This is a genomic window from Streptomyces sp. NPDC039423, from assembly GCF_055598725.1.
Genome location: NZ_JBVKAH010000001.1, coordinates 98,398 through 120,520 on the forward strand (window position 1 = coordinate 98,398; position 22,123 = coordinate 120,520).

The 22,123-nt window shown below is 72.2% G+C and carries 21 protein-coding genes; 12 read left to right on the forward strand and 9 right to left on the reverse strand.

Features of this window, described 5'->3' with window-relative positions; genetic code table 11:
• The first annotated feature begins 24 nt into the window (after window positions 1–24).
• On the forward strand, window positions 25–813 hold the full coding sequence (locus ACZ7LK_RS00400) for a YlbL family protein (protein ID WP_392274438.1): 789 nt from the start codon (window positions 25–27) through the stop codon (window positions 811–813).
• Here ACZ7LK_RS00400 and ACZ7LK_RS00405 read toward each other — a convergent pair.
• The 4 genes from ACZ7LK_RS00405 to ACZ7LK_RS00420 form a co-directional block, all read right to left on the reverse strand.
• On the reverse strand, window positions 752–2,047 hold the full coding sequence (locus tag ACZ7LK_RS00405) for an MFS transporter (protein ID WP_469463774.1): 1,296 nt from the start codon (window positions 2,045–2,047) through the stop codon (window positions 752–754). The genes ACZ7LK_RS00400 and ACZ7LK_RS00405 overlap by 62 nt on opposite strands.
• Window positions 2,044–2,217, reverse strand: coding sequence for a hypothetical protein (locus tag ACZ7LK_RS00410; RefSeq protein WP_392274440.1), 174 nt, complete (start codon window positions 2,215–2,217; stop codon window positions 2,044–2,046). Before ACZ7LK_RS00410 ends, ACZ7LK_RS00405 begins: the two co-directional genes overlap by 4 nt.
• 17 nt (window positions 2,218–2,234) lie before the next feature.
• Window positions 2,235–2,825, reverse strand: coding sequence for an ArsR/SmtB family transcription factor (locus tag ACZ7LK_RS00415; protein ID WP_392274441.1), 591 nt, complete (start codon window positions 2,823–2,825; stop codon window positions 2,235–2,237).
• 72 nt (window positions 2,826–2,897) lie between these two features.
• Entirely contained in the window at window positions 2,898–3,368 is a 471-nt protein-coding gene (locus ACZ7LK_RS00420; RefSeq protein WP_392274442.1) for an Lrp/AsnC family transcriptional regulator, read from the reverse strand.
• 121 nt (window positions 3,369–3,489) lie between these two features.
• Here ACZ7LK_RS00420 and hppD point away from each other — a divergent pair, with 121 nt between their 5' ends.
• Window positions 3,490–4,635: a 4-hydroxyphenylpyruvate dioxygenase gene (gene hppD / locus ACZ7LK_RS00425; RefSeq protein ID WP_392274443.1), complete on the forward strand. Its 1,146-nt coding sequence runs from the start codon at window positions 3,490–3,492 to the stop codon at window positions 4,633–4,635.
• A 225-nt stretch (window positions 4,636–4,860) separates the two neighbouring features.
• On the opposite strand, the gene ACZ7LK_RS00430 is transcribed toward hppD, so the two are convergent.
• Entirely contained in the window at window positions 4,861–6,348 is a 1,488-nt protein-coding gene (locus ACZ7LK_RS00430; RefSeq protein ID WP_471137701.1) for a tetratricopeptide repeat protein, read from the reverse strand.
• 109 nt (window positions 6,349–6,457) lie between these two features.
• Between ACZ7LK_RS00430 and ACZ7LK_RS00435 the strand changes: the two genes are divergently transcribed.
• Complete coding sequence (locus tag ACZ7LK_RS00435) at window positions 6,458–7,825, forward strand: FAD-binding oxidoreductase (RefSeq protein ID WP_471137702.1); 1,368 nt, start codon at window positions 6,458–6,460, stop codon at window positions 7,823–7,825.
• 98 nt (window positions 7,826–7,923) lie between these two features.
• Entirely contained in the window at window positions 7,924–8,307 is a 384-nt protein-coding gene (locus ACZ7LK_RS00440; RefSeq protein ID WP_469463777.1) for a VOC family protein, read from the forward strand.
• A gap of 8 nt (window positions 8,308–8,315) precedes the next feature.
• On the opposite strand, the gene ACZ7LK_RS00445 is transcribed toward ACZ7LK_RS00440, so the two are convergent.
• A complete protein-coding gene (locus ACZ7LK_RS00445; RefSeq protein ID WP_392274447.1) occupies window positions 8,316–8,726 on the reverse strand; it encodes an SsgA family sporulation/cell division regulator in 411 nt (136 codons plus the stop codon).
• 242 nt (window positions 8,727–8,968) lie between these two features.
• Here ACZ7LK_RS00445 and ACZ7LK_RS00450 point away from each other — a divergent pair, with 242 nt between their 5' ends.
• Window positions 8,969–10,384, forward strand: a complete 1,416-nt coding sequence (locus tag ACZ7LK_RS00450; RefSeq protein ID WP_471137705.1) for an RDD family protein — start codon at window positions 8,969–8,971, stop codon at window positions 10,382–10,384.
• Between the two features lie 55 nt (window positions 10,385–10,439).
• Complete coding sequence (locus tag ACZ7LK_RS00455; RefSeq protein WP_471137707.1) at window positions 10,440–11,210, forward strand: RDD family protein; 771 nt, start codon at window positions 10,440–10,442, stop codon at window positions 11,208–11,210.
• Here ACZ7LK_RS00455 and ACZ7LK_RS00460 read toward each other — a convergent pair.
• Complete coding sequence (locus ACZ7LK_RS00460) at window positions 11,196–11,441, reverse strand: hypothetical protein (RefSeq protein WP_392274450.1); 246 nt, start codon at window positions 11,439–11,441, stop codon at window positions 11,196–11,198. The genes ACZ7LK_RS00455 and ACZ7LK_RS00460 overlap by 15 nt on opposite strands.
• A 221-nt stretch (window positions 11,442–11,662) precedes the next feature.
• On the opposite strand from ACZ7LK_RS00460, the gene ACZ7LK_RS00465 reads away from it, so the two are divergent.
• The 3 genes from ACZ7LK_RS00465 to ACZ7LK_RS00475 all read left to right on the forward strand — a co-directional run bounded on the left by ACZ7LK_RS00465 (window position 11,663) and on the right by ACZ7LK_RS00475 (window position 17,226).
• Complete coding sequence (locus ACZ7LK_RS00465) at window positions 11,663–14,083, forward strand: immune inhibitor A domain-containing protein (RefSeq protein WP_469463781.1); 2,421 nt, start codon at window positions 11,663–11,665, stop codon at window positions 14,081–14,083.
• A gap of 221 nt (window positions 14,084–14,304) precedes the next feature.
• A complete protein-coding gene (locus ACZ7LK_RS00470; protein WP_392274451.1) occupies window positions 14,305–16,749 on the forward strand; it encodes an immune inhibitor A domain-containing protein in 2,445 nt (814 codons plus the stop codon).
• 123 nt (window positions 16,750–16,872) lie between these two features.
• The gene (locus tag ACZ7LK_RS00475) at window positions 16,873–17,226 is read left to right on the forward strand and encodes a hypothetical protein (RefSeq protein ID WP_469463782.1); all 354 of its coding nucleotides are present in this window, start codon (window positions 16,873–16,875) and stop codon (window positions 17,224–17,226) included.
• Window positions 17,227–17,283: 57 nt separating this feature from the next.
• On the opposite strand, the gene ACZ7LK_RS00480 is transcribed toward ACZ7LK_RS00475, so the two are convergent.
• Window positions 17,284–17,871, reverse strand: a complete 588-nt coding sequence (locus ACZ7LK_RS00480) for an isochorismatase family protein (protein ID WP_392274453.1) — start codon at window positions 17,869–17,871, stop codon at window positions 17,284–17,286.
• Window positions 17,872–18,019: 148 nt separating this feature from the next.
• Window positions 18,020–19,348 carry a nicotinate phosphoribosyltransferase gene (locus tag ACZ7LK_RS00485; protein WP_471137709.1) on the reverse strand — a complete coding sequence of 443 codons (1,329 nt, stop codon included), beginning with the start codon at window positions 19,346–19,348 and terminating at the stop codon, window positions 18,020–18,022.
• A 90-nt stretch (window positions 19,349–19,438) separates the two neighbouring features.
• On the opposite strand from ACZ7LK_RS00485, the gene clpS reads away from it, so the two are divergent.
• The 3 genes from clpS to ACZ7LK_RS00500 all read left to right on the forward strand — a co-directional run bounded on the left by clpS (window position 19,439) and on the right by ACZ7LK_RS00500 (window position 22,059).
• Window positions 19,439–19,744 (forward strand): ATP-dependent Clp protease adapter ClpS, encoded by a 306-nt coding sequence (clpS, locus tag ACZ7LK_RS00490; RefSeq protein ID WP_471137710.1) that lies wholly within the window; start codon window positions 19,439–19,441, stop codon window positions 19,742–19,744.
• Entirely contained in the window at window positions 19,744–20,319 is a 576-nt protein-coding gene (locus tag ACZ7LK_RS00495; RefSeq protein ID WP_392274455.1) for a DUF2017 domain-containing protein, read from the forward strand. Before clpS ends, ACZ7LK_RS00495 begins: the two co-directional genes overlap by 1 nt.
• 312 nt (window positions 20,320–20,631) lie before the next feature.
• Window positions 20,632–22,059: an amino acid permease gene (locus ACZ7LK_RS00500; RefSeq protein ID WP_469463784.1), complete on the forward strand. Its 1,428-nt coding sequence runs from the start codon at window positions 20,632–20,634 to the stop codon at window positions 22,057–22,059.
• Window positions 22,060–22,123 lie beyond the last annotated feature (64 nt).

The window sequence follows — 22,123 nt, forward strand, 5'->3', positions numbered from 1 at the left end:
CGGGGCGGCCGATAGATTGGCACCGTGCTCTCCAGTCTCACGCGCCCCCGCGCCCTCGCCCTGTGCGCCCTGCCCGTCGTCGCCCTGCTCGTGGTCGCAGGGGCCGCGCCGCTGCCGTTCACCCTGGCGCAGCCGGGGTCGACCAGCGACGTCCTGGGGGAGCACAAGGGCCGGCAGGTCATCACCGTCTCCGGCGTGCCCGTCCGCCCGACCACGGGCGAGCTGCGCATGACGACCATCGTGGCCACCGGGCCGCGTGCCGACGTCGACCTCGGGGACGTCGTGGAAAGCTGGTTCCGCGGCGACCGGGCCGTCCTGCCGCGCGACTCGGTCTACCCGCCGGGCAAGTCCGACGCCGAGATCGAGAAGCGCAACATCGGCCAGATGCGCGAGTCCCAGAACAGCGCCGTCCGGGCCGCCCTCGGCTACCTCGGCAAGAGCCCCGAGCAGGTGAAGGTCGACCTGGAGCTCGCCGACGTCGGCGGCCCCAGCGCCGGGCTGTTCTTCGCGCTGGGGATCGTCGACAAGATCGAGGGCGACGGCTCGGGCGGCGACCTCACCGGCGGCCGCACGATCGCCGGTACGGGCACGGTCGCCGCCGACGGCACGGTCGGCGCCGTCGGCGGGGTGTCCCTCAAGACGCAGGCCGCGCACCGCGACGGGGCGACCGTCTTCCTCGTACCGAAGGACGAGTGCGCGGACGCCCAGGCCGAGAAGCCCGAGGGGCTGCGGCTCGTCCCCGTCACCACGCTCAAGGACGCGGTGTCGTCGCTGCGCGCCCTGGAGCGGGGCGGGAAGGTCCCGAGCTGCTGACCGGCCCCGGGGCGTCCATCTCCCGCCAGCTCGGGAAGAGCGCCGGGGTCAGCGTGGTCAGGAAGTACAGCCCGCCGACCGTCAGCAGCGTCGGTACCAGCCCCGCCCGCTCCACCAGGTAGCCCGCCCCGACCGCGCCCAGCGGCATGGCCATCAGCGCCCCGGCGGTCGTCACCCCGGCCACCCGGCTGCGCAGCGCGTCCGGGACCCGCTCGTACATCACCGTCGTCAGGATCGGGTTGAGCGTCCCGGAGCCCAGCCCGCCGGCGGCCGCGGTCACCACCAGCGGCCACACGCCGTCCGTCGCCGCCGCCATGAGGAACGGCGGCGCCCCGCTGACCAGGAACGCCAGCGTGAACACCGTCCGCCGCCGGCAGCGGTGCCCCACCATCGCGTAGAGCAGGGCGCCCAGCAGCGCGCACCCGCCCCACACCGCCATGAGCAGGCCGATCGCGGCCGCCCCGCCCAGGTTCCGCTGGGCGTGCACCGGCAGGAGCACCGCGCTCCAGCTCTGGCTCAGGCCGTTGGTGACCATCACCATCAGGGTGATGCCCAGCAGCAGCCGGGAGCCGATCACGAAGGCGTACCCCTCGCGCAGCTCCGCCCGGTACCGCGCCGGCGAGACGGGCTCGGCGTCCCGGCGCGGCTCCGCGGCGGCCACCCCGCGCAGGCCGGCGGAGACCAGCAGCGCGGAGAGCCCGAAGGTCGCGGCGTCCAGCAGCAGCACCGTCTCCGCCCCGACCAGGGCGATCAGCACGCCCGCGAGGGCGGCGCCGGTCATCCGGGCGCCGCGCGACACCGCGTCGAAGAGACTGGCCGCCCGGGCGAGCGTGGTCCCGGCCCGCTCGGCGAGGTCGGGGACCAGGACGTGCCGCGCCGTCTCGCCGGGCGCGTGGAACAGGCCGGTGACGGCCATCAGGGCGCACAGCACCCAGAAGTCGAGCCGCCCGGCGCGGTGCAGGAGCGGGATGGCGGCGAGCGCGAGGCCGCAGACGAGGTCCGAGGCGATGCTGACACGCCGGCGGCCGATCCGGTCGATGACCGGTCCGCCGACGAGAGCCGAGACGACGACGGGCAGGGTGGCGCAGAAGGCGACGAGCCCCGCCTTGCCGGGGCTCCCGGTGGTCTGGAGCGCGAACCACGGGACGCCGATGAGGGTCAGTGCGTTGCCGCTGATGGATATGGCGTTGGCGGCCAGCACGGTGGCCAGCGGACGCCGGCTCCGGCCGCTCATGCCATACGGGCGGTGCGGGCCGGCGGGGTGACCAGGCGGAGGCCCAGTTCGACCAGCATCCAGCCCAGTTGGGCCCGCAGCGGGCGCCGGCGGGCCGGGCGCGGGGGAGCGGCGTCCCGCAGGGCGGCGGCGCGCAGCTCGTGCATCCGCAGGTGTATGTCGGGGTGCATGGCGGTGGTCGGTCCCTTCAGTCGTTCTGCTGGGGGAAGGCGTGCAGGTGGACGCGGACCTGGGTGGCGTCGGCGTCGGGTGCCGCCGCGCGGTAGCGGTCGATCACCGCGTGCAGTTCCTCGCCGAGGTCGTGGAGCTGCCGGGGGCCGAGGCGCAGGGTGAAGTCGCTGAGGTCGGCGTTCCTGACCCACTCGGCGGGCCAGTCGCGCATGGTGCCGATCCACGTCGACAGTTCCTGGCCGTGGAGGGTGGCGATCTCGTGCAGCAGGACGTTGACCGCCCCGCGCGTCTGCGGGTCCTCGTCGTCGAACAGCGAGGAGTCCCAGGCCGTGCCCTGGTGCACGGCCTGCCACCAGCGCTCGCGCCCCTTGCCGCGCTCGGGCGCGTCCTCGGTGAAGCCGTAGGAGGCGAGCTGGCGGAGGTGGTAGCTGGTGGCGCCGCTCGACTCGCCCAGCCGGTCGGCCAGTTGGGAGGCGGTGGCGGGGCCGTGGTGGCGGAGGGCGGCCAGCAACCGGATCCGCAGGGGGTGGGCCAGTCCGCGCAGCGAGCGTGGGTCCAACTGCCGGACCGGGCGGGCCCCTTGGTCGTTCTTCTCGGGCTCGGGCATGCCCTCAGCCTAGAGTTGCAAAGAAGTCTGTGCAAGGACTTCTTTGCACAGACTTCTTGGCACGCATGCGACTCACTCCTCCGACGCGGCCTGCTCCACCAGTGGGATGATCCGCAGGGGCACGGGGTTCTCCATGACGATCGCCGTCGAGGCCCGCACGATGCCGTCGAAACCGACGACCCGGTCGATCACCCGCTGGAGATCCGCGTTCGACCGGGCCACCAGCCGGCACAGCATGTCCCCGTGGCCGGTCGTGGTGTGCAGCTCCAGCACCTCGGGGACCCCGGCCAGGTGCTCCCGCACATCGGCCCCTTGCCCCTGTTTGATCTCCAGGGTCGCGAAGGCGGTCACCGGGTACCCCAGCGCCGCCGGGTCCACCTCCGGGCCGAAGCCCCGGATGACTCCGTTCGACTGGAGCCGGTCCAGCCGGGCCTGCACCGTGCCGCGTGCCACGCCCAGCCTGCGCGAAGCCTCCAGCACGCCTATCCGCGGCTCCTTCGCCAGCAGGGCGATGAGCCTGCCGTCCAGATGATCGATCGCCACAGCCGCTCCCGAATGGTCACCCTGTACAGAACGTCCGCCCATCCTGCCCACCCGCTGGTCAAAATGACCAGCGTCCATCACAACTATTGCGCACCTTGCCAAACGGAGAGAGCCTGCCGCCATGACTGAGACCATCCAGCACACGCCCGACACCGCCCGGCAGGCCGACCCCTTCCCGGTGAAGGGAATGGACGCGGTCGTCTTCGCCGTCGGCAACGCCAAGCAGGCCGCCCACTTCTACTCCACGGCCTTCGGCATGAAGCTGGTCGCCTACTCCGGACCGGAGAACGGCAGCCGCGAGACCGCCAGTTACGTCCTGACGAACGGCGCCGCGCGCTTCGTGTTCACCTCCGTCATCAAGGCGTCCACCGACTGGGGCCGCTTCCTCGCCGACCACGTCGCCGAGCACGGCGACGGCGTCATCGACCTCGCCATCGAGGTGCCGGACGCCCGCAAGGCGTACGCGTACGCCGTCGAGCAGGGCGCCACCGGCCTCACCGAGCCGTACGAGATCAAGGACGAGCACGGCACGGTCGTCCTCGCCGCGATCGCCACGTACGGCAAGACCCGCCACACCCTCGTGGACCGCTCCGGCTACGACGGCCCCTACCTGCCCGGCTTCGTCACCGCGTCCCCGGTCGTCGAGCCGCCGGCCAAGCGCACCTTCCAGGCCATCGACCACTGCGTGGGCAACGTCGAGCTCGGGAAGATGAACGACTGGGTGGCCTTCTACAACAAGGTCATGGGCTTCACGAACATGAAGGAGTTCGTGGGCGACGACATCGCGACCGAGTACTCGGCGCTGATGTCGAAGGTCGTCGCCGACGGCACGCTCAAGGTGAAGTTCCCGATCAACGAGCCGGCGATCGCGAAGAAGAAGTCGCAGATCGACGAGTACCTCGAGTTCTACGGCGGCGCGGGCGTCCAGCACATCGCGCTCGCCACGAACGACATCGTGCACACCGTCCGCACGATGCGGGCCGCGGGCGTCCAGTTCCTCGACACCCCCGACTCGTACTACGACACCCTCGGCGAGTGGGCCGGCGAGACCCGCGTGCCGGTGGAGACCCTGCGCGAGCTGAAGATCCTGGTCGACCGCGACGAGGACGGCTACCTGCTGCAGATCTTCACCAAGCCGGTCCAGGACCGTCCGACGGTGTTCTTCGAGATGATCGAGCGGCACGGGTCGATGGGCTTCGGCAAGGGCAACTTCAAGGCGCTGTTCGAGGCGATCGAGCGCGAGCAGGCCAAGCGCGGCAACCTCTGACACCCCCGCCCGGGCGGTCCGCGCCCGGCGGCACCCCCCGGCCCGGGCGTCCGCGTCCGGGCCGCACGCGCGCACCGGAACACCGGCCGCCCGGTACGGGGGGCCGGGCGGCCGGCCGCGGCCTTCTCGTCCCGCGTCCCGCGGCCGCGGGACGGCCGGGCGGAGCCGTGCGGGGTCGATCCGACGACCGCGGCGGGCGTCCACGTTCGTCGCCCCGAACCCGCCTCAGCGGCCCCGCGACGACGACGGCGACGGTGACAGCGACGGCGACGGCGACGGGCGGGCGCGGTCACGGGCGGGCGACCGGTCGGGCGCCGGGGAGCCGGCGCCGCCGGGGACGTTCCGCGGGCCGCCCTCCGGCGGTTCGCCCAGCGAGGCCAGCGCCCGGCGGGCCTTCGGCGCCAGCAGGGGCGAGAAGGACGGGTTGATCCGCAGCGCCTCCTCGATGTGTCGGCGCGCCGGCCCCCACTTCCCCAGCTCCTGTTCGATCCGCCCCCGGTGGTACGCGAACAGCGCGCTCCGCAGGCCCTGGTCCGTGGCCCGCCGGGCGTACGGCAGCGCCTCCTCGGCGTCACCCGCCCGGTACAGCGCCCAGCCGAGCGCGTCGGCGACGTGCACGGACCGGTGCCCCCTCGCCCACGCGGCGCGCAGCCGCGCCACGGCGGCGTCCGGGTCCCCGTGGTCGGCCTCGTACCGGGCCAGCACCAGCGTCCCGTCGACCCCGTGGGTGCCCGCCTCGGTGGCCCGCGCCCGGAGCACCTCGTACTGCGTGCGGGCGTCCCCTTCGAGCCCCAGCGACTCGTACAACTCGCCCGCCTCCAGGGCGTACTGCGGCAGCGGCAGCGCCTCCAGGGCGGCCGAGTAGTCCCGCAGCGCCTCGCCGGTCCGCCCGAGCGCCGCCAGCGCCCGGGCCCGGCCGGCCAGCGACGGGGCGTGGCCGGGCACCAGCCGCAGCGCCGGCCCGTAGGACGTGAGGGCCTCGGCGGGCTCGCCCCGCTCCCACGCCAGGTCGCCCAGCCGCGCCAGGCACGCGGCCTTCTCCGCCGGGGTGGCGGCCAGCGCCACCGCGTCGTGCGCCAGCGCGGCGGCGTCCTCGCGCCACCCCCTGTCCCGGTACACCAGCGACGCCCGGGACAGCGCCGGCGCCCCGGCCCGCAGCGCCCGCAGCCGCTCCATGGCCCGCCCCGCGGACACCTGGTCGCCGAGCCCGCCGTACGCGTCGATCAGAACCACGTACGCCTGCCACCGCCTCGGGGCGCGGTCGCGCACCGCCTCGCCCCACTTCCGCGCCGCCCGGAAGTCGCCCCGGGCGTTGGCGAGCGCGCCCATGCCGAGCTGCGCGTCGGTGTTGCCCCGGGCCGCGGGCAGCAGCTCCAGGGACCGCTCCAGCGCCCTCTCGGCCCGTACGTACGCGGCGGTGTCGCCGCTGCGCGTCCCGCGCTCCACGTACGCGGCGCCCAGCTCCGCCCACGAGGCGTCGTCCCGCGGGTGGGCGCGCAGCCACCGCTCACGATCGCCGATCAGCGCGGCCAGCTCGGGAAGCGACGCCTGTGCCCCGGCGTGCGCCGCCGACACGGCCCGCGCGACGGCGCCGGGCGCGGGTGCCGGAGCACCCCCGCCGAGGCCCACCGGCACGAGCACGGCGACCATGCCGGCCAGCACCATGGCCGCGCCCACACCCAGGACGATCCGCGAGACCCGTTCCGTTGTCATGCCGTCACTGTGCGGCAAACGCCCCGCCGGTACGGCGAGCCACCCGGCGCACCCCGCGCCGAACCCCCGACGGGTTCACACCGATGGCCCCGGGTGCCAGGCTGGGATCATGGACGAGCTGCTGACCCGCCTGCGGGCCGGCCTCCCGGCGGAGGCCGTCCTCACCGACCCGGACGTCACCACCTCCTACGCCCGTGACATGGCGAGCTTCTGCGACGCCGGCACCCCGGCGGTGGTCGCCCTGCCGGGCACCGTCGACGAGGTGCGGCACGTCATGCGCACCGCGACCGAGCTGCGGGTGCCGGTTGTCCCGCAGGGCGCCCGCACGGGCCTGTCGGGCGCGGCGAACGCCTCCGACGGCTGCATCGTGCTGTCGCTGACCAGGATGGACCGGATCCTGGAGATCAACCCGGTCGACCGCGTCGCGGTCGTGGAGCCCGGCGTGGTCAACGCCGTGCTGTCCCGCGCGGTCGGTGAGCACGGGCTGTACTACCCGCCGGACCCGTCGAGCTGGGAGACCTGCACCATCGGCGGGAACATCGGCACCGCGTCCGGGGGCCTGTGCTGCGTCAAGTACGGGGTGACGGCGGAGTACGTGCTCGGCCTGGACGTCGTCCTCGCCGACGGCCGTCTGCTGTCCACCGGCCGCCGCACGGCCAAGGGCGTGGCCGGGTACGACCTCACCCGGCTCTTCGTCGGCTCCGAGGGCACCCTCGGCGTCGTCGTACGGGCCGTCCTGGCGCTGCGCCCGCGGCCGCCGCGACAGCTCGTGCTGGCCGCCGAGTTCCCGTCGGCGGCGGCCGCCTGCGACGCCGTGTGCGCGGTCATGGAGCGGGGCCACGCGCCGTCGTTGCTGGAGCTGATGGACCGCACCACCGTACGGGCGGTCAACCGGCTCGGCCGGATGGGCCTGCCCGAGACCACCGAGGCGCTGCTGCTCGCCGCGTTCGACACCCCCGACCCGGCCGCCGACCTCGCCGCCGTGGGGGAGCTGTGCAGCGCCGCCGGGGCCACCGGGGTCGTCCCGGCCGAGGACGCGGCCGAGTCGGAGATGCTGCTGAAGGCCCGCCGGATGGCGCTGACCGCGCTGGAGGCGGTCAGCACGGCGACGATGATCGACGACGTGTGCGTGCCGCGCTCCCGGCTCGCCGAGATGCTCGACGGCACGGCCGCCATCGCCTCCGCGTACGGCCTGACGATCGGCGTCTGCGCGCACGCGGGTGACGGCAACACCCATCCCGTCGTCTGCTTCGACCACCACGACCCCGACGAGTCGCGCCGGGCCCGCGAGTCGTTCGACGCGATCATGGCCCTCGGCCTGGAGCTCGGCGGCACCATCACGGGCGAACACGGCGTCGGCGTACTGAAGAAGGAGTGGCTGGCCCGCGAACTGGGCCCGGTGGGACTGGAGTTGCAGAGGGGCATCAAGGCGACCTTCGATCCGCTCGGCATCCTCAACCCCGGCAAGGTCTTCTGAGACTCCGGCGAGACTTCGCGGACAGGACCTAGGGCCGATGTCCGATGGTCCGGGCCCGGCCGCCCGCATAGCGTGGAGGGACCGATGAAGGAGGAGCCGTGCCCGCACGCCTTGACCACACCATCGTCCGCAGCCGCGACCGGTTCGCCGCCGCCCGTTTCCTCACGGAGCTGATCGACGCGCCCGAGCCCAAGCCCTTCGGCCCGTTCGCGAGCGTCCCGCTGGAGGGCGGCGTCACCCTCGACTACCTCGACGACGACGCGCCCCGGATCGTCCCGCAGCACCTCGCGTTCCTCGTCCCGGAGGACGAGTTCGACCAGATCTTCGGGAGGATCCAGGAGCGCGAACTGCCGTACTGGGCCGACCCGTACCACCGCGAACCCCAGCGGATCAACCACCACCACGGGGGCCGCGGTGTGTACATCGACGACCCCGACGGCCACTCGATCGAATTCATCACGCACACGTACGTGACCGGCTGACCGGGCCGTCAGGCGAGCAGCTCGGCCAGTCCGTCGTCCAGGCCGAGCTGCTCCGACTCCGAGCCGGGCGGCACCACCGTCAGCGCCAGCTCCAGCCAGGCGGACACCTGCGGGGAGGGGGCCTCCAGCAGCGCGTCCCCGTCCGGCGACGACAGCGCGATCAGCACGACGGCCCGGCCGTCCAGGGTGGTGGGCCGGATCCGCACGTCGCCGTGGCCGCACGGGCGGAAGACGCCCTCGACCAGCAGCTCGCGGGCGAAGGTCCAGTGCACCGGGTGGTCGGTGCCGACGTGGAAGGTGATGTGCACGGCGTACGGGTCGTCCGTGCGGTAGGCCAGCCGGGCGGGGACGGGGACGCCGCGCTCGGGCGACAGCACGAGGGTGAGCTCCAGTTCGCGTTCGACGACGGTGTGCCGCATGGGACGGTTCCCTTCTCTCCGGTACGGGCCCTGGAGGGGGCCGTACCGGATGAGAGGCGCTTCGCCGTCCGTCATTACGCGACTTCGGCGGGGGACTTCCCGGGGTGGGGTCGTCCTCGCTTCCCGTAACACAGGTGTGACCTGATCGTGGCCGTTGTGGACGGACCGGTCCGGGTCCGCTCGGCGGTCTGGTAGATGTGGTGCCTTGAATTGAGGCCTCGAGGAGATACGGGACCACGGTGATGAGCGCCCCAACCCCGGCAACCGGCGACGGCAGCCCCACGCCTGGCTACTACCCCGATCCGTCCATCCCGGGATATATCCGGTTCTGGAACGGTGGCGCCTGGGTGCCGGGGACGAGCCGCCCCGCCCCGCAGGACGGCGAGGCGCTGCCCACGCCGCCGGACCGGCCGTCCCCGGCGCCGGCACCGACGCCCTCGGTGTCCTCGGTGTCCTCGGTGGAGGAGACCGGCCCGGTCTTCTTCGACGAGGAGCCGGTCGCCCCGCCCGAGCCGGAGCCCGCGTCCGTGTGGCAGGCGGACGCCTCGCGCCAGACCGGGTTCGGGGGCGACCGTGACCACCGGGTCTCCTGGGGCGCCGAGGCCGGCCAGGACCCGCGCCGCCCGGCCCCCGACCCGACGGGCGGCGCCCTGCCCGGCGTGCGGAACGTGGAACCGGAGCCGGCGAAGGCGGCCGCCCCGGAGGGCACCGTCACCATCCGGGCGGTCAAGCCCCCGCAGCCCCAGCCCCAGCCGCAGGCCCCGCAGCCCGCGCCCGGGCAGCCCGCCGACGGCACGATGACCATCCGGGCGTTCACGCCGGACGCCCCGAGCGGCCCCCGGCTCCCCGCCCAGCCGGCCGCCCCCGCCCAGGGACCGGCCCCCGCCCAGCCGGCCGCCCCCGCTCCTGCCCCTGCCCCTGCCCAGGCGCAGGCACCGGCCCCGGCCCCGACGACGCCCGCCACCCCCGCGGCGCCCGCCGCGCCGGTCACCCACGGACCCGGCGGCGGCGCCGCGTCCTGGGCGCAGCAGGTGCACCAGCTCGCCCAGCCCGGCCGCGCCGAGGCCCAGGCACCCGGGCCCGGCGTGCCGGAGGCCCGGTCGCAGCAGCCCGTCCTGCCCTGGAAGCCCCCGGTCGACGACCCGTTCCTGGCGGCCGCGCAGGCCCAGGCGGCCGCCCGCCCGGCCGGTCTGGGCAAGCGGTTCGCGGCCCGGCTGATCGACACCCTGGTGCTGGGGGCGGCCGTCGGCGCCGTCGCCGTACCGTTCGTCTCCAAGGCGCTCGACCACATCGACGGCAAGATCGAGCAGGCCCGCCGGTCCGGTGAGACGGTCACCGTCTGGCTCCTGGACGGCACCACCGCGACGTACTTCGGCATCACGCTGGCCGCCCTGCTGGTGCTGGGCGCGCTGTACGAGGCGGTGCCCACCGCCAAGTGGGGCCGTACGCTCGGCAAGAAGCTGATGGGCCTCGACGTGCGGGACATCGAGTCGCACGAGCCCCCGGCGTTCGGCGCTGCGCTGCGCCGCTGGCTGGTCTACTCGGTGCTGGGGATCCTGGTGGTCGGTGTGGTCAACGTCCTGTGGGCGCTGTTCGACCGCCCCTGGCGCCAGTGCTGGCACGACAAGGCCGCCCACACCTTCGTCGCCGGGCGGTAGCCCGAACGGCCGGTGATCGTTTGCGGGGCCCCGCCGGCCGGGGTGCACTGCCCCCATGAGCAACGAACCACCGCCGCCCGGTCAGCAGCCCCCCGAGGACGACCCGTTCCGCAAGAGGCCGCCGCACGAGGAGGGCGCCGAGCCGCCGCCCGCGCCGCCCCCTCCGCCGGGCGGTGGCGGTCCGTACGGCGGGCAGGGACCGTACGGCGGCGGCGGGCCGTACGAGGGCGGTCCGGGCGGGCCGTACGACGGCGGCGGGGGTGGCCCTTACGGCGGAGGCGGCGGCCCCTATGGCGGCGGCGGTCCGTACGGCGGCGGTCCGTACGGCTACGGCGGGGCGGATCCGCTGGCGGGGATGCCGCCGCTCGCCGACTCGGGCAGGCGCGTCCTGGCCCGGCTCATCGACTGGGCGATCATCGTCGTACCGCTCGCCCTCCTCGGCATCCCGTTCGACCTCTACGCCAAGGTGGGGGACGACGCGGACGTCGCGGACGTGTGGCAGGCCAACGACACCACGCAGTGGGTGTTCCAGCTCATCACCATCGCGGCGTACGTCTCCTACGACACCCTCATGACGAGCAAGCGGCACGGCCAGACCATCGGCAAACGGCTGATGGGCATGCGCGTGGCGATGCTCAACGACGGCAGCGTGCCGAACACGAACGCCGCGCTGATCCGGGCGGTGGTGCTGTGGCTGCCCGCGCTGATCTGCTGCGCCTGTCTGTGGCCGTTGTTGCTCCTGATCCTGATCCTCGTCGACAAGCCGTACAAACAGGGCCTGCACGACAAGGCGGCCAAGACCGTCGTCGTGTCAACGACGCAGTGAGTGCTCCCTGCGCCGGGCCGGGACCGGCGGTCGCGCGGCGTCGGGGGCCGCGCGGCGGCCGGCGGACGCCGGCAGGGTCATCGCGACCAGCAGGCCGAGCGCCAGGGCGGCGACGCCGATCAGCGCGACACCCAGTCCGGTGGTGGTGCGGGACACGAGCAGCATGGCGACGGTCGCGAAGACGACGGTGGCCGAACCGTAGGCGAGCTGTGCGGCGGTCGGACGCGGCATGGCGGGTTCCGTCCTCGAAGCAGTGGAGCACCGGATGGGGGTCACGCAACTCGGTCGCACTGTTCTTTGACTCTACGACGGTGGATGCCCGAGAGGAACCGGTAGTAAGCGTGACCTAACCCACGGTACCGGTGTATGGGGGGCGCACAGAATCACGGCCTATGCCAAATGGCCCGAATTCGGCGCCCGTTGTCGCGATCGGCAGGGGAGGACCGCAGTAAGTGAGGTACATCGGAGCCGCGTCGATCATCGTCGTCGCGCTGGCCGCGCCCTTCGTCACCACCGCGCCGGACGCCCGGGCGGCTCCGCCCGCCGCGGCGGCCGCGGCGGTCCCGGCCACCACCGCCCCCGTCGACGACGACGTCTCGCGCGGGTCCGCCGAGGGGAAGCACGACGGGCACGTCATCGACGGCCCCTTCAGCGCCCGCCAGCGGCAGCAGCGGCAGGTGGCGCTGGAGCAGGTGCTGAGCGGGCGGGCGGAGGTGGAGCGCCGGGGCGGTTCGCGGGTGGTCAAGCTCGCCGACCGCAAGTACGTCGAGCTGGGCCGGGAGCGTACGGACAAGATCTTCACCATCCTGGTCGAGTTCGGGGACGAGATCGACGACACCACCACGTACGACCCGGACGGGCCGGGCGGCCCGAAGCCGCCCGTCATCAAGTACGGGGGCACGCCGGGGCCGCTGCACAACCGGATCCCCGAGCCCGACCGGACGCGGGACAACTCCACGGCCTGGCGCGCCGACTACGACCGCGAGCACTACCGGCGGCTGTACTTCGGCGAGGGGGAGGGGGTGGAGTCGCTGAAGACGTACTACGAGAAGACCTCCTCGGGCCGGTACTCGGTGGAGGGCGAGGTCTCGGACTGGGTGAGGGTCGCGTACAACGAGGCGCGGTACGGCTCGAACTACTGCGGCGGCAACAACTGCCCCAACGTCGAGGACCTGGTCCACGACGGGGTGGCCGCCTGGGTCGCCGGGCAGCGGGCCGGGGGCAGGACGGACGAGCAGATCAGGGCCCAGGTGGCGCGGTTCGACGAGTGGGACCGTACGGACCACGACAACGACGGCGACTTCAACGAGCCGGACGGCTACATCGACCACTTCCAGATCGTGCACGCGGGCGAGGACGGCTCGGCGGGCGGCGGCGCCCAGGGGCCGGACGCGCTGTGGGCGCACCGGGGGTACGCCTACGGCCGGGACGACGGCGACACCGGTCCGGCGGGGTTCCGGGCGGGGGGCGTGGCGATCGGGAACACCGGTGTCTGGGTGGGCGACTACACGATGCAGCCGGAGAACGGCGGGCTGGGCGTCTTCGCCCACGAGTACGCGCACGACCTCGGCCTGCCGGACCTGTACGACACCAACAACGTGGCGGGCGTGGAGAACTCGGTCGGCTTCTGGTCGCTGATGTCGTCCGGTTCGTGGCTGGGCACGGGCAAGGAGGCGATCGGCGACCTGCCGGGGGACATGACCGCCTGGGACAAGCTCCAGCTCGGCTGGCTGAACTACGAGCGGGCCCGGGCCGCGGTCGCGTCGGAGCACACGCTGGGCGTGTCGGCGTACAACACCGACCTGCCGCAGGGGCTGGTCGTGGAGCTGCCGACGAAGCGGGTCACCACCCCGGTGGTGCGGCCGGCCGGGGGCGCGGGGCAGTGGTGGAGCGACCACGGCGACAACCTGTCGCACACGCTGGCCCGGACCGTCGACCTGACGGGCCGTTCCTCCGCCGCGCTGGAACTCGACGGCTGGTGGGACATCGAGAAGGACTACGACCACCTGTACACCCAGGTCTCCACGGACGGCGGGGAGAGCTGGAAGGCGGTGGACGGCACGGCCGACGGGGAGGCCATCACCCGGGACGGCGGTGACAAGCCGGCCCTGACGGGCGTCTCGGAGAGGTACCGCCGGCTGGTGTACCCGCTGGACGCGTACGCCGGCAAGCGGATCGTCGTCCGGTTCCGCTACAAGACGGACGGCGGGGTGGCGGGCAAGGGCTTCGCGGCGGACAACGTCACCGTGCGGGCGGACGGCGTGACGCTGTTCGCGGACGACGCGGAGGGGGAGGGCGCCGCGGGCTGGACGGCGCGGGGGTTCGCGCGGGTGGGGGAGTCGGTCACGGGCGACTACCCGCAGTACTACGTCGTGGAGAACCGGCAGTACGTGTCGTACGACCGGACGCTGGCGACCGGCCCGTACCACTTCGGCTTCCCCGAGCCGCGGGGCGACTGGGTGGAGCACTACGCCTACCGGCCGGGGGTGATGATCTGGCAGTGGGACACCTCGCAGCGGGACAACAACGTCACCGACCACCCCGGCGAGGGGCTGCTGCTGCCGGTGGACGCCCACCCGCAGCCGATGACCTGGGACGACGGCACCCTGATGTCCAACAAGATCGCCCCGTACGACGCGGCGTTCAGCCGGTACCCGGTGCCCGGTTTCACCCTGCACAGGAAGGGCGTACCGCAGCGGATCCCCCCGCATGCGGGCAACTCCGTCTTCGATGACCACAAGGGGGTGTACTGGTACGCCGAGAACCGGTTCGGCGGGGTGCGGACCACGGACACCGGCACCCGGATCGCCCTCGCGGGCCAGTCGCCGGGCGGCTCGTCGGTGACCGTGGAGGTGGGCCCGTCGGGCGGGTGACCAGGCCGGTTCCCCGCCGCCGCCCCGCCGGAGCCCCGGCGGGGCGGCTGTTCGCAATGCGGGTCGGGCTGTTCACATAGAGCACTTGGCCTGTGCAAGTCAAGGTCTGTCTTTTCGCGTCATTCTCCGGTCGAATGTCGTCACTTGTGGCGCGACACCGCACGCGGATAACACATCGACCCCCCATCCGCGGGCGCGGGCGCGGGGAGGACAAGATCTAAGTGACCAGCAGACGACGGGCGTTCAGAGCGTCCGCGGTGATCGTGGCGCTGGCCGCCACCGCCGCTACGGCCTCGGCCTTCACCACGGCCCAGGCCGACAACCGCCCCACCGAGGGCATCGAGCGTCATGACCCGGCTCCGGGTGCGCACGGGGCTCCGGGGCGCGACAACGCCGCCAAGGTCGACCACGACCTCGACGGCCCGTTCAGCAAGCAGCAGGCCCAGGCGCGCGAGGCCGCGCTGGAGCAGGTGCTGGCAGGCGACCGCAAGGTGGAGCGCAGGGGTGCCTCCAAGGTCGTCAAGCTCGACGACAAGAAGTACGTCGAGCTGGGCCGCGAGAAGACCGACAAGATCTTCACGATCCTGGTCGAGTTCGGCGACAAGGTCGACAACACGACGCTGATCGACCGCGCGGACGACGGCGACGACCACACGCTGAAGCCGAAGTTCGGCGGCGCGGCCGGCCCGCTGCACAACGCGATAGCGGAGCCGGACCGTTCGAAGGACAACTCGACGGCCTGGCAGAAGGACTACAACCAGCAGCACTTCCAGGACCTGTACTTCGGCACCGGCAAGGACAAGAAGACCGGTCAGCAGAAGCAGTCCCTGAAGACCTACTACGAGAAGACCTCCTCCGGCCGCTACTCGGTCGACGGCGCGGTCTCCGACTGGGTCAAGGTCGAGTACAACGAGGCCCGCTACGGCTCGAACTACTGCGGCAACACCAACTGCGCCAACGTGTGGGACGCCGTCCGCGACGGTGTGACCGCGTGGACCGCGCAGCAGAAGGCGGCCGGCAAGACCGACGCCCAGATCAAGGCGCAGCTCGCCCAGTACGACCAGTGGGACCGCTACGACTTCGACGCCGACGGCAACTTCAACGAGGCCGACGGCTACATCGACCACTTCCAGATCGTCCACGCCGGTGAGGACGAGTCCGCGGGCGGCGGCGCACAGGGCACCGACGCGCTGTGGGCCCACCGCTGGTACGCCTACGGCACCGACGCCGGCAAGACCGGCCCGGCGAACAACAAGGCCGGCGGCACGCAGATCGGCGACTCCGGCATCTGGGTCGGCGACTACACCATGCAGCCCGAGAACGGCGGCCTCGGTGTCTTCGCCCACGAGTACGGCCACGACCTGGGCCTGCCCGACCTGTACGACACCTCGGGCAAGGCGGGCGCCGAGAACTCGACCGGCTTCTGGTCCCTGATGTCCTCCGGCTCCTGGCTCGGCACCGGCAAGAACGAGATCGGTGACCTGCCCGGCGACATGACCGCCTGGGACAAGCTCCAGCTCGGCTGGCTCAACTACGAGAAGGCCAAGGCGGCGACGAAGTCCAAGCACACGCTGGGCGTCGCGGAGTACAACACCAAGAACCCGCAGGCGCTCGTCGTCGACCTGCCGAAGAAGAAGGTCACCACCCCGGTCGTCAAGCCGGCCGAGGGCTCCAAGCAGTGGTGGAGCGACATGGGTGACGACCTCAAGAACACCCTCACGCGCTCCGTCGACCTCACCGGCAAGACCAAGGCCGCGCTGACGCTCGACGGGTGGTGGGACATCGAGCAGGACTACGACTACCTGTACGCCGAGGTCTCCACCGACGGCGGCAAGCAGTGGACCGCCCTGGCCGGTACCGCCGACGGCAAGGCCATCCCGGCCGACGCCAGCGGCGCCCCGTCGCTGACCGGTGTCTCCGGCACCTGGCAGAAGCTGGCGTTCCCGCTCGACGCCTACGCGGGCAAGAAGTTCGACCTCCGCTTCCGCTACCAGACCGACGGCGGCGCGGGCGGCAAGGGCTTCACGGCCGACGCCATCACCCTGACGGCCGACGGCGCGCCGGTGTTCTCGGACAACGCCGAGGGCGACGACAACGGCTGGACGCCGAAGGGCTTCTCGCGGATCGGTGACTCGCTCACCGACGAGTACGACCAGTACTACATCGCCGAGAACCGCCAGTACGTCTCGTACGACAAGACCCTCAAGGTCGGCCCGTACAACTTCGGCTTCGCGGCGCCGATGGACAGCTGGGTGGAGCACTACCCGTACCAGACCGGTCTGCTGGTCTGGCAGTGGGACACCTCCCAGAAGGACAACAACACCGCCGTCCACCCGGGCCAGGGCCTGATCCTGCCGGTCGACGCCCACGCCACGCCCACCAAGTGGGCGGACGGGACGCTGACCCGCAACCGCATCCAGGCCTACGACTCGCCGTTCAGCCTGTACCGGACCACCGGCATCACGCTGCACAAGGCGGGCGTGGCGACCAAGATCGCTTCGCAGGCCGGTGTCCCGGCGTTCGACGACCGCAAGGGCGTCTACTACTACGACTCGAACCCGCGCGCGGGCGTCAAGGTAACTGACACCAACACCAAGATCGCCATCGTCAAGCAGCCGAAGAACGGCCAGACGATCACGGTCCAGGTGGGCCCCTCGACGAAGTAAACCCTGTCGTCGCAGGTCAGAGCATGATCGGCCGTCGCCCCCTAGCGGGCGGCGGCCGATTCTGTTTAGGTGCGTGGTGACCCATTCTTATTGACACACCATCTCACGGGGGAGTGGTTCAGCATGCCCGGTGGAGGTTTCACCAAGTTGCCCGGCGGCAAGGTCGTGGTCGCGCTCAGCCTGCCCAACCCGGTCGGCGACGGCTCCACGGTCCGCGTCCTGGTCCACGCGGCCAACCGCGCCCGCGCCCTGACCCGGCTGCGGAACCTGGGCCTTCGCGCGGTCTACCTCCGGGGCAACACCCACCCGCCCACGCCGGACGAGGTCACCGCGGTGCTCCACCACCCCGACGGCCTGCTCTGGCGCACGGTCCCGGAGTCCCGCACCGAGCTGTGGCACCCCATCCGCGCGCTGCTCCCGCGGCCGAGGGCCTGGGGCGCGCCCACGGGCGCCTCGTGGCCCGGAGGCGCGCCGTAGGACCTCCATGGGGCCGCCGCAGGGCCGATGCGGGGCCGTCGGGGGGCCGTCGGGGGTTCAGACGACCGGCTTGCCGGTCAGCTCGACGCCCGCGGCCCGCAGGTCCCTCAGGGCCCGCTCCGTGGTCTCCGCGGCGACACCGGCGGTCAGGTCCAGCAGCACCTGGGTGCGGAAGCCCGCCCGGGCCGCGTCCAGCGCGGTGGCGCGCACGCAGTGGTCGGTGGCGATGCCCACCACGTCCACCTCGGTGACCTCCCGCTCCCGCAGCCAGTCGGCCAGCCGGACGTCGTTCTCGTCGGTGCCCTCGAAGCCGCTGTACGCCGCCGCGTACGCCCCCTTGTCGAACACCGCGTCGATCGCGCCCGACGCGACCGCCGGCGCGAAGTTCGGGTGGAAGCCCACCCCCTCCGTTCCGGCCACGCAGTGCCTCGGCCAGGAGTTCACGAAGTCGGGCCGGTCGGAGAAGTGGTCCCCCGGGTCGACGTGGTGGTCCCGGGTGGCCACCACGTGCTGATAGACGGCTCCGGCGGCCTCGCCGACCAGGTCGGTGATGGCGGCGGCGACGTCCGCGCCGCCCGTCACCGCGAGGCTGCCGCCCTCGCAGAAGTCGTTCTGGACGTCGACGACGATCAGTGCGCGGTGCATGACGGTAGTCCTTCGGTGGGGGACCGGTCGGCCGGCCGTTCGAGCGGGTGGTCACGGGGGATGGGACCGAGCCTAGAGACTCCTCCGGTCCGGCGGGAGGGGGCGTCCCACCCGCCCGGACCCGGTCGTCCGCACGCTCCGGGTGATCTCAGAGGTACTCCGTGGGGATGACGGCCTCGCCCCGGGAGAGCTGGATCGCCGACATCGGCAGCCCCGCCAGCGCCGCCATGTGCCGCTCGCGCGCCGCGTCCAGCGGCTCGCGCGCCACCACCTCGCCGCCCTTGACCAGCTCGACCAGGAGCTGCCGGTCCGCGAGCTCCGCCGGCACCGGCCCGGTGCCGATGACCTCGGCCTCGGCCACCCCGTCCGCGTCCACCCGGCGCGCCGCCCATTTGCGGCCGCCGACGGACATCTTGCCGCCCAGCGACTTCTTGGCCACCGACCGCAGCGGCGCCTTCGGGTCCGCCGACTCGGCACGGGCGACCAGCTTGTAGACCATGGAGCAGGTCGGGTGGCCGCTGCCGGTCACGAGCTGGGTGCCCACCCCGTACGCGTCCACCGGCGCCGCCGCCAGCGACGCGATGGCGTACTCGTCCAGGTCGGAGGTGACCACGATCCGGGTGTCGTGGGCCCCCAGGTCGTCGAGCTGCTGGCGCACCCGGTGCGCCACCAGCAGCAGGTCCCCGGAGTCGATGCGCACCGCGCCCAGCTCGGGGCCGGCGATCTCCACGGCGGTGCGCACCGCCTCGGCCACGTCGTAGGTGTCGACCAGCAGCGTCGTACCGCGGCCCAGGGACTCCACCTGGGCGCGGAAGGCGTCCCGCTCCGTGTCGTGGAGCAGGGTGAACGCGTGCGCGGAGGTGCCGACCGTCGGGATGCCGTAGCGGAAGCCCGCCGCCAGGTCGGAGGTGGAGGAGAAGCCGCCCACGTACGCGGCGCGGGCGGCTGCGACCGCGGACAGCTCGTGGGTGCGCCGGGCGCCCATCTCGATCAGCCGCCGGTCACCGGCCGCGGCCGACATCCGCGAGGCGGCGGCCGCGATGGCCGAGTCGTGGTTGAGGATGGACAGGATCACGGTCTCCAGCAGCACGCACTCCGCGAAGGAGCCCTCCACGCGGAGGATCGGCGAGCCGGGGAAGTACACCTCGCCCTCGGGGTAGCCCCAGACGTCGCCGCCGAAGCGGTAGTCCGCGAGCCAGGCGAGGGTGGGCTCGTCGACGATCCCGCGCTCCCGCAGGAAGCCGAGCACACCGGCGTCGAAGCGGAAGTTCTCCACGGCGTCCAGCACCCGGCCGGTGCCGGCCACCACGCCGTAGCGCCGCCCCTCGGGCAGCCGGCGGGTGTACACCTCGAAGACCGACCGCCGGTCGGCGGTGCCGCCCCGCAGTGCCGCCTGGAGCATGGTCAGCTCGTACTGGTCGGTGAAGAGCGCGGTAGACGGCACGTCCACCGGCAGCCCAAGATCCGCAGCATTCATAGGACGATGCTACCCCCGAATACTCGTCACTCTGACGATTTCTAGGACCCGTTTGTGCGGCTGCCCACCCCGAGTGGCAGCATTGGGTGAGTGAGTGTTGCTCCCGCAGAGATCGAACGCACCGAAGCGGCCGAAGAGGGTTTCGCCGTCACCGAACCCGACGTGCCCTGGGTGACGATCGTCCACAACGACCCGGTCAACCTCATGAGCTACGTCACCTACGTCTTCCAGGCGTACTTCGGCTACTCCAAGGACAAGGCGCACAAGCTGATGCTGGACGTCCACCACAAGGGCCGGGCCGTGGTCTCCAGCGGCACCCGCGAGGAGATGGAACGCGACGTGCAGGCGATGCACGGTTACGGACTGTGGGCGACCCTCTCCCGGGACCGCGGCTGATGAGCGGCCACTTCGAGGCGCTGCCCGGCGGCGGCGCGGCCGTCCCGCTCGACGAGGTCGAGATCTCCATCCTCCGCTCCCTGGCCGTCCAGCTCCTGGAGCTGATCGGCCCCGGCGAGGCGCCGCCCATGGGCGAGGACCCGCTGGCCGAGCTGTTCCGCGACGGCCCCACCGAGCCGCCGGCCGACCCCGCGCTGGCCCGGCTCTTCCCGAACGCCTACGAGGACGCCGACGAGGAGCTGCGGGCCGCGTCCGCCGAGTTCCGCCGCTTCACCGAGAACGACCTGCGCGCCCGCAAGCGGGAGGACGCCCTCGCCGTCGTCCGCAGCCTGGACCTGCTGGACGTGGCGGGCGGCGGCGGCGCGGTCCTGGAGCTGACGGGCGAGGAGGCCCGCCACTGGCTGGGCGCGCTCAACGACCTGCGGCTGACCATCGGCACCCGGCTGGAGGTCAGGGACGACGACGAGAACGAGGCGCTGTACCGGCTGCCCGACTCCGACCCGCGCAAGCCGATGGTCATGGCGTACCTGTGGCTGGGCGCCCTTCAGGAGACGCTCGTCGAGACCCTCATGTGACCTCCGTTCGCTCAGCGGACGCTCAAATCCGCATAACGATCGGATTACCAGCCCGCCCCACCTTGTAGGCATTTCCTCCGTTTGTCCGCTTCTTCCTGTGCGGTGCGCCACAATCCGGCTCGTCGATCACTGTTGCGGCCGTGATAAATCTTCACGACCGCCCGGGGACGCCACCCCTGTTCCCGGGTGCGCTTCGACCGGCAGACCGCCGGTGGCACTCCATCCATATCCGGGGGGATCAGGACCTGATCCGCGGTCACGCGCAGTCCAGTGCGAGCGACGCGGATCAGCGTGGAGAAAGGCGCACCAACCATGACCTCAGTGCAGGTCGACAAGCAGCACGACGGCAGTGAGGCCGCGGAGTCCGCGTCCGGCGAGGGCTACCAGCGAGGCCTCGGAGCCCGTCAGATCCAGATGATCGCGATCGGCGGAGCCATCGGCACCGGGCTCTTCCTCGGCGCGGGCAAGGCCATCTCCAAGGCGGGACCGAGCCTCATCCTCGCGTACGCCATCGCCGGCCTCGTCATCTTCTTCATCATGCGGGCGCTGGGCGAGCTGCTCATGTACCGCCCCGTCTCGGGCTCCTTCTCCGAGTACGCCCGTGAGTTCGTCGGCCCCTTCATGGGCTTCGTCACCGGCTGGACGTACTGGCTCTTCTGGGTCGTCACCGGCATCACCGAGGTGACCGCGGCGGCCACCTATATGACGTACTGGTGGAACATCCCGCAGTGGGTGTCCGCCCTCGTCTTCACGATCATCCTGTACGGCGCGAACCTCATCTCCGTGAAGCTCTTCGGCGAGCTGGAGTTCTGGTTCTCGATGATCAAGGTCACCGCCATCATCGGCATGATCCTGATCTGCGCCGGCATCCTCACCATCGGCTTCTCCGACGCCGCCGACACCGCGTCCGTGACCATGCTCTGGTCCGAGGGCGGCTTCTTCCCCAAGGGCATCGGCGGCACGCTGATGACCCTCCAGATCGTGATGTTCGCCTTCCTCGCGGTCGAGCTGGTCGGCGTCACCGCCGGCGAGTCCAAGGACCCGAAGGTCACGCTGCCGAAGGCCATCAACACCGTCCCGTGGCGCATCGCCGTCTTCTACGTCGGCGCGCTCATCATGATCCTGTCGGTCGTGCCGTGGACGCACTTCAAGCCGGGCGTCTCGCCCTTCGTCGCGGCCTTCGAGCAGATGGGCCTCGGCATCGGCGCCGCGATCGTCAACTTCGTGGTGCTCACCGCCGCCCTGTCCTCCTGCAACTCGGGCATGTACTCCACCGGCCGCATGCTGCGTGACCTCGCGCTCAACGGCCAGGGCCCGAAGGTCTTCACCAAGCTGACGAAGTCCGGCACCCCGCTGGTCGGCACCACCTTCTCGGCGGCGCTGATGCTGGTCGGCGTCTGGATCAACTACGTCGCCCCCGGCAAGGCCTTCGAGTACGTCGTCTCCTTCGCGACCATCTCCGGCATGTGGGCCTGGATCATGATCCTGGTCTGCCAGATCCGCTACCGGGCGGCCGTCGGCCGCGGCGAGCTTCCGGAATCGGAGTTCAAGGCCCCCGGCGCCCCCTTCACGAGCTGGTTCGCCCTGCTGTTCATCGGCATGGTCATCGTGATGATGGGCATCGACGAGGGCGCGCGGGTCTCCCTGTACTGCGCCCCGCTGTGGGCCCTGCTGCTGGGCGTCTCCTTCCTGGTCCTGAAGAACCGGAACCCCGAGAACGCCGCCTTCAAGCGCCGCTGATCGGCTCCGCTCTCAGCATGTGGGCCCGTTCGTACCGGATGTTGGTACGAACGGGCCCGTTCGC

Excerpts from the sequence above, each read along its gene's own strand:
- ACZ7LK_RS00450 (WP_471137705.1), top strand. The coding sequence starts at position 8,969 with ATGAGCGCCCCAACCCCGGCAACCGGCGACGGCAGCCCCACGCCTGGC.
- ACZ7LK_RS00475 (WP_469463782.1), top strand. The coding sequence starts at position 16,873 with ATGCCCGGTGGAGGTTTCACCAAGTTGCCCGGCGGCAAGGTCGTGGTC.
- ACZ7LK_RS00495 (WP_392274455.1), top strand. The coding sequence starts at position 19,744 with ATGAGCGGCCACTTCGAGGCGCTGCCCGGCGGCGGCGCGGCCGTCCCG.
- ACZ7LK_RS00430 (WP_471137701.1), bottom strand. The coding sequence starts at position 6,348 with ATGACAACGGAACGGGTCTCGCGGATCGTCCTGGGTGTGGGCGCGGCC.
- hppD (WP_392274443.1), top strand. The coding sequence starts at position 3,490 with ATGACTGAGACCATCCAGCACACGCCCGACACCGCCCGGCAGGCCGAC.
- ACZ7LK_RS00455 (WP_471137707.1), top strand. The coding sequence starts at position 10,440 with ATGAGCAACGAACCACCGCCGCCCGGTCAGCAGCCCCCCGAGGACGAC.
- ACZ7LK_RS00415 (WP_392274441.1), bottom strand. The coding sequence starts at position 2,825 with ATGCCCGAGCCCGAGAAGAACGACCAAGGGGCCCGCCCGGTCCGGCAG.
- ACZ7LK_RS00405 (WP_469463774.1), bottom strand. The coding sequence starts at position 2,047 with ATGAGCGGCCGGAGCCGGCGTCCGCTGGCCACCGTGCTGGCCGCCAAC.
- ACZ7LK_RS00500 (WP_469463784.1), top strand. The coding sequence starts at position 20,632 with ATGACCTCAGTGCAGGTCGACAAGCAGCACGACGGCAGTGAGGCCGCG.
- ACZ7LK_RS00460 (WP_392274450.1), bottom strand. The coding sequence starts at position 11,441 with ATGCCGCGTCCGACCGCCGCACAGCTCGCCTACGGTTCGGCCACCGTC.
- ACZ7LK_RS00435 (WP_471137702.1), top strand. The coding sequence starts at position 6,458 with ATGGACGAGCTGCTGACCCGCCTGCGGGCCGGCCTCCCGGCGGAGGCC.
- ACZ7LK_RS00480 (WP_392274453.1), bottom strand. The coding sequence starts at position 17,871 with ATGCACCGCGCACTGATCGTCGTCGACGTCCAGAACGACTTCTGCGAG.
- ACZ7LK_RS00410 (WP_392274440.1), bottom strand. The coding sequence starts at position 2,217 with ATGCACCCCGACATACACCTGCGGATGCACGAGCTGCGCGCCGCCGCC.
- ACZ7LK_RS00485 (WP_471137709.1), bottom strand. The coding sequence starts at position 19,348 with ATGAATGCTGCGGATCTTGGGCTGCCGGTGGACGTGCCGTCTACCGCG.
- ACZ7LK_RS00445 (WP_392274447.1), bottom strand. The coding sequence starts at position 8,726 with ATGCGGCACACCGTCGTCGAACGCGAACTGGAGCTCACCCTCGTGCTG.